Here is a 13,093-nt window from a genome sequence, read left to right on the forward strand (position 1 = left end):
TGATGGAAGCACAAAACTGGCAATTATCCAATCCGATTCTTGGTTTAGCGGTTGTGGGAGCGACGTTTTTATTATTCTATATCGTCGGATTCATCTCCAACCGGAAAAGTGCATCGGCAAAAGACCTTTACATAGGCGGCGGAAACGTCGGGGCCTTCACCAATGGGTTGGCGATGGCATCAACTTATATGAGCCTGGCAACTTTCCTTGGCATCACGGCATTGATTCTGCAGCTGCAGGTCCCATTCATTATGTTGTGGATCCAATTGATCTTGGCAATTCCGTTGATTACGATCATCTACGGAACAAGCCTGCGCCGTATGGGCGCTTTCTCTCCTACGCATTTTATCCGCGACAGATATGGAGTGACGGCTTCCATCATTGCCGCTCTATTCATGATTTTGGTTTCAATCATGTATGCGCTGGGTCAGATGATTGGAATCGCCATTACGTTTGAAACATTACTGGGAATTCCTTATTTAACAGGACTCTTTGTTTTTGGAATTATTATTGTCGGCTATATTACAATCGGCGGCATGGCGGGAGCGACAAACAACGCTGCGATTCAAATGGTCATTATCGCTTTGATGTTTATCATCCCGCTTGGCGCCATCATGAAAGCAGTAGGAGCAGACGGATGGTATTTCCCACCGTTGTTCTATTCGGACATGGTTCCGGCAATGCTGGAGTCTTTGCCTACATTCTTTGATTACCAGTTCTCGCCGAAATGGTATTTCTCCATTATTCCGGCTTTGACAATCGGAGCATTGGGGCTGCCGCACTTGGCGATGCGTGTCTATACGGCATCCAATCTGAAAAGTGCACGCTCGGCAATGGTCTGGTTCGCCTTTATTCTTGGATTGGTGTTCTCAGCAACTTACGCAATGGGCTTTGTCGGTGTTTATGCGACAGCTACTCAAGGGCTGACGATTTCAGAGGGGGATGCTGATAAATTAACCATCATCCTCAATTTGGTCTATAACCCGGAATGGGTGACTGCACTTGTTATCGCTGGGGCCATTTCAGCGGGACTTTCAACTTTAAGCGGGAATTTATTGGCGATCGGTGCCTTAATTTCCCAGGATATCATCGCTACCTTAAAGCCGAATATCCCTCAGCGTCTGAGCCTTCGGATTGGCTTCATCGCCATTTTTGCAGGTGGATTGGTCAGTATCTTGCTGGCGATCCAACCACCGGCTTTCCTGGTCGTCAGTATCCTATGGGCTTTTGGTTTAGCGGGAGTCACGAATGCACCACTAATTATAGTTGGGGTTTGGTGGAAAGAGGCCAATAAATTCGGTGCCATAGTGGCTTCTGTCGTTGGTGGTGCCATCTACATCATCGTGTCGCCATTCGTTTTCCCGAGCATCGTATTGACGGGGCACGGCGTTACCGATGGAATGGGCTTATCCGGCGCGATGCTTGCTGTACCGATCAGCTTTATCCTGTTGATCGTCGTTTCTTATATTACCAACCGTATGCCGGGTCTTCAAAGTAAATTGACCAAGCAATCGGATATTGAATTGATCGAACGCATCCACGGATGGAAGGACATCAAATCGTATCGTTACAACAGTACGGTAGGTGCCGGAATTACGGTAGTGGTTTCTGCTGCTGTTGCAATCTGGGCATTGATGCCTTGGGGGATGTAGGGAATGAAAGAAAGGGTGAGTAAAATGGTCGGAAAAATGGTTGCTTTAAATGATTCATCTTTTCGGTCATTTTTAGAATTGCCGAAAACCCAATGGGTGAGCAATCTGCTATTGCTCATCGTTGGTTTGGGCTATGGCGCGATTTCAATCGCGTCAAATGCCTCATACATAGCAAGTTTCGATTCGGCTTTGCTGCAAAACTTCATTGTTCCGGCAATTTTCATCCTTTTTGGGCTGCTGATGGCGTTCATTACAAAAATAGGCTTGGCGTTGCTGCTTTGGGCAGGCTCAAAGGGTCTTGGCGGGAAAGGGTTGCTGCGGGACATCAATCGCGCGGCACCGGTTGCTTTGCTGCCTGGTCTTCTGGGAGCGCCCTACCTTGCGGATGCAGGAAATGGCCATCCGCTGGTCTATGTGCTGCTGGCGATCGGCCTCATCTGGATGTACTTGGTCTGCGTTAAAATCATTAAAACCACGCAGAATTTCTCAACTAAGAAAGCTTACCTGGCGACGTTGGCAGCATTCGTTTTTTTAGCGAGTGTCTATTACCTGATTATCCCGCCAGCATGAAGATAAAATGATTGGAGGCTATCATATGGAATTCAAGGATTTAATTGCTCCAGAACAGTATAATATCACCTTAGAACTTGAGAAATACAAAGAAGAAAGCGACAGATTGGCGATTCGGTGGCTGGACAGTGAAGGCAATCGGGAAGATCTTTCGTATAAAGAACTGGTCGGCAAAATGAATCAATATGCGCAGGCTTTGCTGAAACTGGGCATTGGTAAAGGAGATCGGATGCTGATTATCCTACCCCGGATTCCGGAAGCTTATATTACGTATTTGGCCTGCCTCCGCGCTGGAATTGTAGCCATTCCTTGTTCGGAAATGCTCCGAAAGAAAGATTTAACTTACCGGATGCACCATTCTGGGGCTAAAGGAATTGTTGCGCATTATAAAACTACTGCGGAAACAAACTCCATTGATGAAGACTTGGAAGCACTGAACAATAAGTTGATCATCGGTGGGACAGAAGATGGCTGGCAGTCTTTCGAGGAGCTGGCAGAAAAAGAATCACCGGAATTCGAAGCTGTGCCGACTCACCGCGAAGACATGGCTTTCCTTTCTTATACATCCGGCACTACCGGAAATCCAAAAGGCGTCGTGCATGTCCATGGCTGGGGCTATGCACATGTACGGACTGCAGCGACAAAATGGTTGGGTGTACAAAGCGGGGACATGGTGTGGGCAACTGCAGCTCCAGGCTGGCAAAAGTGGATCTGGAGTCCATTCCTGTCGACGATTACACTCGGAGCAACGGCTTTCGTCTATAACGGGCCATTCGATGCGTTGAAATACCTGGATCTATTGAAGGAAGAAAATATCAATGTCTTATGCTGTACTCCGACAGAATACCGCATCATGGCAAAAGTGGAGAATTTGAATTCCTACAAGCTGCCGGCATTAAGGTCAGCGGTATCTGCTGGAGAACCTTTGAACCGACAGGTCATCGAGGCATTCCAACAGGCATTTAATATCAATGTCCGTGATGGTTATGGACAGACAGAAAACACCTTGCTTGTCGGAACGCTTCAGGATATGGAAGTGAAGGCCGGATCGATGGGCAAACCGACTCCAGGAAATCCGGTGGATATCATCAATGATGAAGGACAACCGACAGCGGTCGGGGAAGTGGGGGATATTGCCGTGCACCGTGATTGTCCGGCATTGTTCCGGGAGTATTACCGGGATCCTGAACGGACGAAAGCGTCGTTCAGAGGGGATTGGTATCTGACAGGGGACCAGGCAACGCGCGATGAAGATGGCTATTTCTGGTTTGAAGGGCGAAGTGATGACATCATCATCAGTTCTGGATATACAATCGGGCCTTTTGAAGTTGAAGATGCGCTCATGAAGCATGCAGCTATCCAGGAATGCGCAGTCGTAGCCGCTCCGGATGAAATTCGCGGCAATATTGTCAAAGCCTATGTCGTGCTTCGCAATCCGGACGAGTTCCAGGATAAAGAAGCTTTAGTGAAACAGCTGCAGGACCATGTCAAGGAAATTACCGCACCTTACAAATATCCACGGGTCATCGAGTTTTTGGATGAACTGCCGAAAACGGCTTCGGGCAAAATCCGCCGCGTGGAATTGCGAAAATTAAATGTGTAAAAAGAAAAGCGGAAGAGCCCATGTAGCTCTGCCGGGCATAAGACAGACCGGCGAAGCGGCGCTTTTTGCCGCATTGTCGGGCTGGCTTATGACCCAAAGAGCTGGGCGCTGAAGTCTAGACATAGAAAAGCGCAAGCGCCCGTTTAGCTCTGCCGGGCATAAGACGATCTGGCGAAGCGGCGTACTTTGCCGCATAGCCAGAATGGCTTATGCCCCAAAGAGTTGGGCGCTGAAGTCTAGACACTAAAAGAACAGCTGAAAAATTATATTTCGCTAATTGAAAAAGCCGAACAGCGTAAAAACTGTCCGGCTTTTTTGTGTTTTTATTTAGGAGGAGAAATCAGCTTATGCTGAAAGGCATAAATGACCGCCTGGGTCCGGTCGTGGACCTCCAGCTTTGCCAGGATGTTGCTGACGTGGGTCTTGACGGTTTTCAGGGCGATGAACAATTTATCGGCAATTTCCTGGTTGGTCAAACCGCAAGCCAGCAACAGGAGGATTTCCATTTCGCGTTCGGTCAAATCGTCGTGAAGGACACGTTCGTGGCGCATCTGCTTCATCATTTTGGTCATGACTTCGGGTTCGAGAACCGGGGTGCCGTTCATGGTTTCACGAATAGAGTCGGCGATCCGTGACGCTTTCGATGTTTTTAATATGTAGCTGACCGCTCCCGCCTGAAGGGCCGGGTAGACTTTGTCATCATCCAGAAAACTGGTGACAATCATAATTTTCGCTTCCGGCCACTGGTCGATGATGGCTTTTGTCGCTTCTGCACCATTCATGACGGGCATCACCATGTCCATTAAAATCAGATCGGGGCGCAGTTCCAATGCCATTTCAACCGCCTCCTGGCCGTTTGCCGCTTCCCCGGCAACCTCCATATCCTTTTGGGACTGCAAGTAGGCAGAGACACCGATGCGCACCATTTCATGGTCATCCACTAATAAGATTCGAATCATGGGTTTTCTTCCTTTCAATCGGAACTTTTACTTCCACAATCGTACCTTCAGAAGGCACGGAAACGATTTTGCTGGTCGCACCGATTTCAATGGCGCGTTCTTCTATATGTTTTAGGCCGTAGGAAGTCGATTTGGATTGTTCGCTTTCAAAGCCGACGCCATTATCCTGAATGCGCAGGATCGCGAAATTATCACGCTCGACAAACAGGATATGAACCTCGGTCGCTTTGGAATGGCGCAATGTATTCGATAAGGTTTCCTGTGCAATGCGGAACAGATGGTCTTCGGCCCCTTTTTGCAATGGCACCTCTTCCAACTTATGCTCGATTGTAAAATAGACTTTTTCCTTCAGTTCACTGACCAACTCGAACAATCCCTGACGCAGGCTCTTATCGTGCAGGGCAGCGGGACGCAAATGCAGCAGCAGTGCACGCATCTCCAATTGGGCCTGCTGGACCATCTTCTCGGTCTGGAGCAGTCCTGGCTGCGCGTCTCCACTTTCGGTCATGGAAGACAACAGCATGGAAGCAGCGAACAATTGCTGGGAAACCGAGTCGTGGAGCTCTCTTGCCAGACGCTGGCGTTCCATGATCAAGCGCTCCTGGATGATTTGGTCCTGTGTTTCCGCACGTTCATTGGCAATGCGGGTCAAGCTTTTGCGCTGTGACTCCAGAAGCTTCTGCAATTTCAGGATGGAGCTGGATAAATTACGCGGCAGGGTTTTCATTTGGGCAGCCTGGACAACGGTCTGGTCTTCATTGCGCAAGAGTGCCTGGAAAATCTCTTCAATTTCCTGTACCTTTGAACGGGACAAGGATTCGGTCCACCAGGAGATGCCGACAGACAAAGCAAGCATCAGAACAAGCAGCCAAATACCAAGGGGCAGGCCAGCGATGAAATCTTCCCAAAGGACAGACCAGCTGTTGACTGTCGGCAAGCCGAGTAAGGCAAAAAGGATGCTGAACACGATCAAGGCGAAAAGGGAAATGAAAAATAGGCTGCGCGGCAAAATCTGTCTCATCTGCGGATCACCTCGACATCTCCCATCCAAGTGGTCAGGGAAATAATCAATTCGGCTTTATTGCCGGTGTCCGCTGGGTAGCCATCTTCTGCGTGGACTGTGCCGTTAAGAATCCGTTGGTTGGTCCCGTTGAAAAAACGGGCTTCTCCCAACAAAGTCGAATAGAAGACCCTTACAGGGATTTCATAGGGAACAACGACTTGGACTTTTCCAAAGCCTTGCCGTATGGAAATCAATGAGGTCTTTTTCGGCAACACGGTTTGAGTGGTATCCACCAGGATATCACCGATAAACCCCTGGACATGAATGTCTTTCCACTCATAAGATTCAATGGGTGTGCTCTGTGCGGCCATGACTTTGTTTTGGATCAGGCCCTTATCTGTAGAGCCGTGAAGCGGTGCAGTCTGCAGCCATTCTTCCCCTTTCCACAACCGGATCAGGAGGTAGATGGCAAGCCCGAAGACCATCAGCCGCAGGCTCCACATCGACAGAATGGAAACCCCAATAAGGAAGGCGCCTGTCCAAAAATAAGAACGGCGGTATTTTACGTTATTTCGTAGCGCATAGTAAATGGTTCCGATACCAAGAAGGATCAAAAACACACTGCCGTTTCCGAAAAAGGCAGCTTCCACGAAGATCAATAATAAAGCGCTCAATAGAAAAAACGCTTGTCTGTTTGTTGTAAAATGCTGCATGGCTTTTGCCTCCTTCTTTGTATCAGAAAAAATGAGAAGAAGAAAAGCTTCTTCTCATTTCAGTTTAAACAATTTCTTTTTGGTTTGCGCTATTTTTTTCTAAAGATTCCAAGCGGCGTTCCATTGCTGAATGCTCATGGCGTTCTTCGACTTTAGCGCCAAGCGTCGTAATATAGGACGCCATGTCGTCAAATGAGCCGATGCGTTCAGCGACAAGTTCCGGGCTCAGTATTTTATCCATCTGATGATGGGCGCGCGTTGCATTTTCCTTGCCCATCAATTGCAGCTGCTTCACTTTCATGTCTTTCACTTTGTGCTTCATTTCCTCGTAGCGGTGTTCCAGGCCAGTCAGTTCAGCAATATTTTCATCCAGGTTGTTCTGCAGCGCCGAAACGCGGGCAGCATAAGCCTCGACTTCCATGGCGGCAAAATCAGCGAGATCGGCTTCGCCTGAAGACTGTGCCAATTCCAGCTGGTTTTGGCGCTTGTCGAGCATAGCAGAAGCTTCAGCCAATTCCTTCTCCAGTTTACCATTCAGCTGTGCCTGGCGCTCCACCCATTTTCCTGTAGCTGCCGTCTGGTTTTCTGCTTCTGTGATATAGCGGTTCAATAATGCAAGTGGATTTTTTTCCTCTTTCTTAGCGACGACGGCATCCAGGTCGGTTGCGACGGCAAATTTGAAACGGTCCCATAAAGTTGTCATATTCGTTTCCTCCTTATTTGGTCAATTTGTTCCATTGCTGTTCAAAGTTCGTGAATGGATCGCTTTCTTTTACGGCTGCGACTGAAACGCTTTGGCCATTCCATGCGCGGTAGATCATCCACAATCCGGCGATTGCAGCAACGCCGATCAATGCCGGCACATTCGAGATGGCTGCAAGTCCTCCAAGTACGCCGACGAAAGCCCACCAGAATTTAGCCAAGGCCGAGATGCTTCTTAAGTAATAATGCACCCCTGCGTATACGACTAATAGGGATACGGCCAATCCAATGATGGGTCCCAAATTGGAAAGTGCGACGATTCCGGCGATGATGCCGAGGGTGGTTAACCAAAATTTGTTCATCTTGTTTCCTCCTCTCAATTTCTACCCTAATCATACTAAGCGGGCGCATTTTCCAATACGGTCTCTGACTGCATCTTTTACTAGGTCCTGAGGCGTAGAAGCATCTACATCCGACTTTCAGGAGTTCTGCTGCGAAAGATTGGCAGATGGAATGCTATAATAATTTTCACGATACAAGTTGAACTGAAGAAACTGGCTTTTAACTAATGCATTGAGAACAATGAACTTTGTATATGGTCCATCTTATAAAGAAGAAAGAGGCGTTTTTCTATGAAAATACTGACGGGCATTGGCGGTGCCTTATTAATCTATACCGGGCTTATTGCTTATCTCGGCTGGGCAGTCTACAGCTGGATGAACAGTTTTGTGGATGGTGCCAATCCTTGGTTCTTTGCGGTTCTCTGGCTGATTTTCGCCTACAGTTATGTCATCGGGCGGATCGGCCATAAATGGCTTGGCTTTACGATTCTCGGTTCGTATTGGTTCGCTTTTTTGCAGTATGCGATTCTACTGATACCCGTGGCGAATCTCATCGTGCTGATGGTAAATTTTAGAGACGATGTGTTTTTCATCGGATCGGCAACGGGCATCATTTTGCTTGCGATCTTCATTGTCGGCACTTATTTGGCCTATAGCCCGGTTGTCCGTAAGTTGGAGCTCACAGTGGAAGGGCAAGAGGCAGAGCCGCTGCATATGGTTATCGGTTCTGATTTCCATCTGGGTGTTTTATCAGGCAAAAGGCATTTGCGGCGTTTTGTTGAAAAAACCAACTCGCTTGAGCCGGATGTTGTGTTTTTAGCAGGAGACCTGGTGGATGACGATCCGATTTGGTATGCGCGTTATGGCATGTCAGAAGTGATGGAGCAGTTGAACCCATCTCTTGGCGTCTATGGCGTTTTGGGCAATCATGAGTATTACGGCAAAAAAATCCCGTTATTGGTGCGGATGATGGAAAAATCAGGTGTGAATATCTTAAGAGATGAAACTATTCTGATCGCGAATCGTTTTTATTTGACGGGGCGTGAAGACCGGACCAACGGGAAACGGCGTCCGCTGTCTCAGCTGAAGCCGCAAAAAGGGAAGCTGCCCTGGATTGTGATGGACCATACCCCTTCCGATCTGAAGATGCCGGTCGAGTTAGGTGCGGACTTTCATATGTCTGGGCACACCCACAAAGGCCAGATGTGGCCAAACCATCTATTGACGAAGCGAATTTTTGAGTTGGATTACGGCTACCGTCTAATTAAGAAAACGCATTTTTTGGTGTCTTCAGGATTCGGCTTCTGGGGACCGCCATTGCGGATTGGAAGCCGTTCAGAGTTGTGGTCGGTCAAGATGAATTTCCGGCCAACTTCGTAAGAGGAGTGTTTACATGGAAGATTGGATTACTTCAGTCATGTCAGATTATGGCTACTTTGGAATTTTCCTGCTCATCATGTTGGAAAACGTATTTCCGCCGATTCCGTCGGAAGTGATTTTGACGGTCGGTGGATTTATGACGACAACGACTGAAATGACGATACCGGGAGTAGTACTGGCATCCACTGCCGGATCAGTCCTTGGAGCAGTTATTTTGTATGGCGTCGGTTTATTGCTGGATGTTGAGCGGCTGGAAAAGATCATCGACAAATATGGCAATTGGCTGCGTGTAAAGAAGGAAGATATCTACAAAGCGGACGCTTGGTTTGATCGCTTTGGTGTTTGGACTGTGTTCTTTGGCCGCTTGGTCCCATTGCTCCGCAGCTTGATTTCCATTCCTGCCGGGATGTCGAATATGAAGTTCTGGTTATTCATAAGCTTCACCACTCTCGGCACCTTGCTGTGGAATACGGTGTTGGTGTTTGTCGGTGAAGCAGTCGGAGAAAATCGGGAGCAGATCATGCGGCAATTGGAGCTTTACTCCAACGCGGTCTATGCATTGATTGGGCTGGGCGCCATCGTGGCTATCTGGTATTACATCAAAAAAATAAGAACGCGTGACTAACAGGAAACTGCTGGCAATTGCCGGCAGTTTTTTAAATTGTTATAATAATGGGATAATAGAGGATGGAGGGTTTCTATGAAGCCGATCGTATTCATTACGCAAAAGTTGCCGGACCAGGCAGTAGTTGAATTAGAAGAATTATATGAAGTCCGGATGTGGGCGGATGAAGACACCCCTGCGCCGCGCGAAAAATTACTGGAAGAAGCGAAAGAGGCACATGCGCTTTGGACCATGCTGTCCGACCAAGTAGACAATGAGGTGTTTGAAGCGGCACCCAATTTGAAAATCGTCAGTAACCTGGCAGTTGGCTATAACAATATCGACTTGGAGGCTGCCAGAAAACATGGCGTGACCGTCACCAATACACCGGACGTCTTAACGGAATCCACAGCAGACCTGACCTTTGCCTTAATGTTGGCAACCGCCCGCAGAATCATTGAAGCAGAAAAAACGGTTCGTTCAGGGGAATGGAAATCTTGGACGCCGATGGGGATGACTGGCCAGAACGTTGCTGGTGCCACGCTTGGCATCATTGGAATGGGACGGATCGGTGAAGCCGTGGCCAGGCGAGCCCACGGTTTTGGTATGGATGTCCTGTATCACAACCGTACGCGCCGGAGTTTGGAAGATGTACGTTATGCCGAATTTGAGGAGCTATTGAAGGTTTCGGATTATGTCGTGATTCTGACGCCGTTGACGCCTGAAACAGAAGGGATGATCGGAGCGGACGAGCTGGCCTTGATGAAAGAAACGGCCTGTTTGATCAATGTCGCCAGAGGAGGCATCGTCGATGAAATGGCTTTGTATGAAGCATTGAAAGAAAACAAACTTTGGGGTGCTGGCCTCGATGTGTTTGAACAGGAACCGGTGCCGTTGGACCATCCCTTATTGACGCTGCCGAATGTGACAGTGCTGCCGCATATCGGCAGTGCCACTGTTCAAACCCGTCTTGAAATGATGGCTTTGAATGCCGAAGCAATCAAGGCGTGCCTGGAAAATAAATCAGTGAAAAATAGAGTCTGCTGAGTGAGGCAGGAAAAGGCAGCTGACGTTCAGTTGCCTTTTTTGAAATGTAAGAACCGCCTGCCGGTTGGATCTAAACGGGGCAAGGTGGCCCTTCTGCAATGGGATATAGAGCATAGCGCAAGGCATCAACTTGGGCCCTGCACTTTTCCAGCTTTGCAGAAGTTGAAGTTTGGCGTTATTTATTGTAAAATGATTGAGGTTTTGCTGCCTTTACGGCACAGAAGCAAATTGAGGAAATAGGAGGTATGATTCATGCAAAATCATACACACAACGTTTTACTTTATTATTTATATACATCGATTGAAAACCCGGAGGAATTTGCGGTTGAGCATTTGGCAGCATGCAAAGGACTCGAGCTGAAAGGCCGGATCCTCGTATCCGAAGAAGGGATCAATGGGACGTGTTCAGGAACCATCGAACAAACTGAAGCTTATATGGAAATGTTGAAAAGCGATCCGCGCTTCTCCGACATCGTTTTTAAAATTGATGCCGCTGAAGGACACGCGTTTAAAAAAATGCACGTACGTGCGAAAAAAGAAATTGTTCATCTCGGACTGGAAGAAGACATCAATCCGAACGAACTGACAGGGACTTATCTGGAGCCGGTCGAATTCTACAAACAAATGCAGGAGCAGGACACGATCGTTTTGGATGCGCGCAATGATTATGAATATGACCTTGGGCATTTCCGCAACTCGGTCCGTCCGGATATCGAAAACTTTCGTGACCTTCCTGAATGGATCCGCGATAACAAAGAGCAATTTGAAGGCAAGAAAATTTTGACGTATTGCACAGGCGGAATCCGCTGTGAAAAATTCTCTGGCTGGCTTAAAAAAGAAGGCTTTGAGGATGTCGCTCAATTGCACGGGGGCATTGTCACTTATGGAAAAGACCCTGAAGTGAAAGGTGACCTATGGGATGGCCAATTATACGTATTCGATGAGCGTATTGCTGTTCCGGTAAACCAATTGGAACACGTGATTGTCGGCAAAGATCATTTTACAGGCGAACCTTGCGAACGCTATGTGAACTGCGCAAATCCAGATTGCAACGCGAAGATTCTGGCTTCTGAAGAAAACGAACACAAGTACATGCGGTCATGTTCAGACGAGTGCCGCGAACACCCGCGCAACCGTTATGCTTTTGAACACGGTTTGACTGGGGAGCAGGTACAGGCGCGTCTGGATGCCTTGAAAGAAACAACTGAAGTATAAATGAATGCAAAAGAAGCTGCCGATTGATTCGGCAGCTTCTTTTATTTTGCTCAGTTTATTTTTCGACTTCTTCCTGGCAGTCGAAGCAGACCAATTCCGCGTCTACATATACGCCATCGAGAAAACCATCACGGCAATAGACGTCTTTGCCACAATTACTGCATGGCCCGATCAGCTCAAGCATCCTGTAAACCTTCGGCGTAGACGTACATCGCATCTTTCAGGTATTTGGCCAAGCCTTTGCCGTGCTGGTCGATATTCTTGGCGAAACGGCTGTCTGATGCGTATAGATCGCCGAGACCGCGGAACATTTTCGGTGAACAGTCATAGAAACGGTTCAAAAGCGTATAATATGCTTTCATTTCGAGTTGGACGGCATCCGCCTGTGGAGGCAGGTGCATCAAGCTGGCAACCGTGTTGTAAATGCGGTCTCCTTCGCGGTTGATCTCATCCAAATCCTCTTCTTCTTTTTCCACTTGTACAGGCTCGCTCAGTGTTGCGGCAGGTTCTTCGTTTAGAGCTGTTTCAACGGGAGCGACCGCTACGGCAACAGCTGATTCTTCACCGTATCCGCCGGATGCAGCCTGCAAGGATTCCAGCTGCGGTTCAACCGGTTCCAAAACAGCTATGCCGATGCCCGGTTTTTGGTATTTCTTCATCAAGTCTTCTGCTTTGCTGGTCGCGAAAGCGGAAAACCGTTCTGTATCGGTCAAACTCTGCGCACCCTGCAGCTCTTGCTGGGTCAGTTCCGCATTGCGGATCAGGTTTTCGATGCGTTGTTTTTTCTGTTCCAGCAATTCGATGTGCTGCACCAATGCATATTCCCGATCAATGCCATCAGCTACTAGCTCTTGGATTTTCTTTAATGAAAAATCCAGTTCCTTCAAGAACAAAATCTGTTGAAGCAATTTCAAATCTGCTCCATTGTAATAACGATATCGGTTGGTTCCGATATTTGATGGTTTCAGTAAACCGATGCTGTCATAGTGATGGAGAGTTCGGACACTCACGCCCGCTATTTTTGCTACTTCTTGTACTTTGTACAATCTAATCACCTCTCTCTTTAAAATACACTATAACGCACCGTCAGTGTCAATAGTTTAGGGGAAAAGATGTGAAAATGTATTATTTCTGTATCATAGCTGTTAAAAAGTCGAAGAACAGTTTGACGGCTTATAATGCCTGCTGCAGATTTGTATATAAAAATAGTCCTTTTAATCTTCACTCTAAGATTGGAAGGTTATTTAAGGGATTAGCTGAAAAAATAAAAACAGATATTTCAGAAATCTCCTAGGATTTACTAG

Annotated in this window: 14 protein-coding genes; 7 read left to right on the plus strand and 7 right to left on the minus strand. The window is 47.6% G+C overall.

Annotation, left to right across the window (positions count from 1 at the left end):
* Nucleotides 1-2: 2 nt before the first annotated feature.
* From ACRC6Q_RS03505 to mbcS, 3 genes are read left to right on the plus strand one after another with little or no spacing between them, the layout of a single operon-like run.
* A complete protein-coding gene (locus ACRC6Q_RS03505) occupies nucleotides 3-1,652 on the plus strand; it encodes a solute symporter family protein (protein WP_431465823.1) in 1,650 nt (549 codons plus the stop codon).
* 3 nt (nucleotides 1,653-1,655) lie between these two features.
* Nucleotides 1,656-2,222 (plus strand): YIP1 family protein, encoded by a 567-nt coding sequence (locus ACRC6Q_RS03510; RefSeq protein ID WP_298824042.1) that lies wholly within the window; start codon nucleotides 1,656-1,658, stop codon nucleotides 2,220-2,222.
* 25 nt (nucleotides 2,223-2,247) lie between these two features.
* Nucleotides 2,248-3,825, plus strand: a complete 1,578-nt coding sequence (mbcS, locus tag ACRC6Q_RS03515; protein WP_431465824.1) for an acyl-CoA synthetase MbcS — start codon at nucleotides 2,248-2,250, stop codon at nucleotides 3,823-3,825.
* Between the two features lie 323 nt (nucleotides 3,826-4,148).
* Here mbcS and ACRC6Q_RS03520 read toward each other — a convergent pair whose 3' ends face one another.
* From ACRC6Q_RS03520 to ACRC6Q_RS03540, 5 genes are all read right to left on the minus strand, one after another.
* Nucleotides 4,149-4,784 (minus strand): response regulator transcription factor, encoded by a 636-nt coding sequence (locus tag ACRC6Q_RS03520; protein WP_223639852.1) that lies wholly within the window; start codon nucleotides 4,782-4,784, stop codon nucleotides 4,149-4,151.
* Entirely contained in the window at nucleotides 4,759-5,805 is a 1,047-nt protein-coding gene (locus ACRC6Q_RS03525) for a sensor histidine kinase (protein WP_223639855.1), read from the minus strand. The genes ACRC6Q_RS03520 and ACRC6Q_RS03525 overlap by 26 nt, the downstream gene beginning before the upstream one ends.
* On the minus strand, nucleotides 5,802-6,500 hold the full coding sequence (gene liaF, locus ACRC6Q_RS03530) for a cell wall-active antibiotics response protein LiaF (protein ID WP_223639872.1): 699 nt from the start codon (nucleotides 6,498-6,500) through the stop codon (nucleotides 5,802-5,804). The genes ACRC6Q_RS03525 and liaF overlap by 4 nt, the downstream gene beginning before the upstream one ends.
* A 64-nt stretch (nucleotides 6,501-6,564) precedes the next feature.
* Nucleotides 6,565-7,203, minus strand: coding sequence for a PspA/IM30 family protein (locus ACRC6Q_RS03535; protein WP_223639875.1), 639 nt, complete (start codon nucleotides 7,201-7,203; stop codon nucleotides 6,565-6,567).
* Nucleotides 7,204-7,216: 13 nt separating this feature from the next.
* Entirely contained in the window at nucleotides 7,217-7,564 is a 348-nt protein-coding gene (locus tag ACRC6Q_RS03540) for an ABC transporter permease (protein ID WP_223639878.1), read from the minus strand.
* Between the two features lie 270 nt (nucleotides 7,565-7,834).
* Between ACRC6Q_RS03540 and ACRC6Q_RS03545 the strand changes: the two genes are divergently transcribed.
* The 4 genes from ACRC6Q_RS03545 (at nucleotide 7,835) to ACRC6Q_RS03560 (ending at nucleotide 11,789) form a co-directional block, all read left to right on the plus strand.
* Nucleotides 7,835-8,923: a metallophosphoesterase gene (locus ACRC6Q_RS03545; protein ID WP_431465825.1), complete on the plus strand. Its 1,089-nt coding sequence runs from the start codon at nucleotides 7,835-7,837 to the stop codon at nucleotides 8,921-8,923.
* Nucleotides 8,924-8,936: 13 nt separating this feature from the next.
* A complete protein-coding gene (locus ACRC6Q_RS03550; RefSeq protein WP_223639899.1) occupies nucleotides 8,937-9,548 on the plus strand; it encodes a DedA family protein in 612 nt (203 codons plus the stop codon).
* A 75-nt stretch (nucleotides 9,549-9,623) separates the two neighbouring features.
* Entirely contained in the window at nucleotides 9,624-10,574 is a 951-nt protein-coding gene (locus tag ACRC6Q_RS03555) for a 2-hydroxyacid dehydrogenase (protein ID WP_223639902.1), read from the plus strand.
* A gap of 252 nt (nucleotides 10,575-10,826) precedes the next feature.
* A complete protein-coding gene (locus ACRC6Q_RS03560) occupies nucleotides 10,827-11,789 on the plus strand; it encodes a rhodanese-related sulfurtransferase (protein ID WP_223639905.1) in 963 nt (320 codons plus the stop codon).
* 55 nt (nucleotides 11,790-11,844) lie between these two features.
* Here the strand turns inward: ACRC6Q_RS03560 and ACRC6Q_RS03565 are convergent, their stop codons facing one another.
* Both ACRC6Q_RS03565 and ACRC6Q_RS03570 read right to left on the minus strand, forming a co-directional pair.
* Entirely contained in the window at nucleotides 11,845-11,973 is a 129-nt protein-coding gene (locus ACRC6Q_RS03565) for a hypothetical protein (protein ID WP_263298663.1), read from the minus strand.
* The gene (locus ACRC6Q_RS03570; protein ID WP_223639908.1) at nucleotides 11,966-12,835 is read right to left on the minus strand and encodes a MerR family transcriptional regulator; all 870 of its coding nucleotides are present in this window, start codon (nucleotides 12,833-12,835) and stop codon (nucleotides 11,966-11,968) included. Before ACRC6Q_RS03570 ends, ACRC6Q_RS03565 begins: the two co-directional genes overlap by 8 nt.
* Between the last annotated feature and the right edge of the window lie 258 nt (nucleotides 12,836-13,093).

It is taken from the genome of Planococcus sp. SE5232 (genome assembly GCF_050686535.1).
In the GTDB taxonomy this organism is placed as follows: domain Bacteria; phylum Bacillota; class Bacilli; order Bacillales_A; family Planococcaceae; genus Planococcus.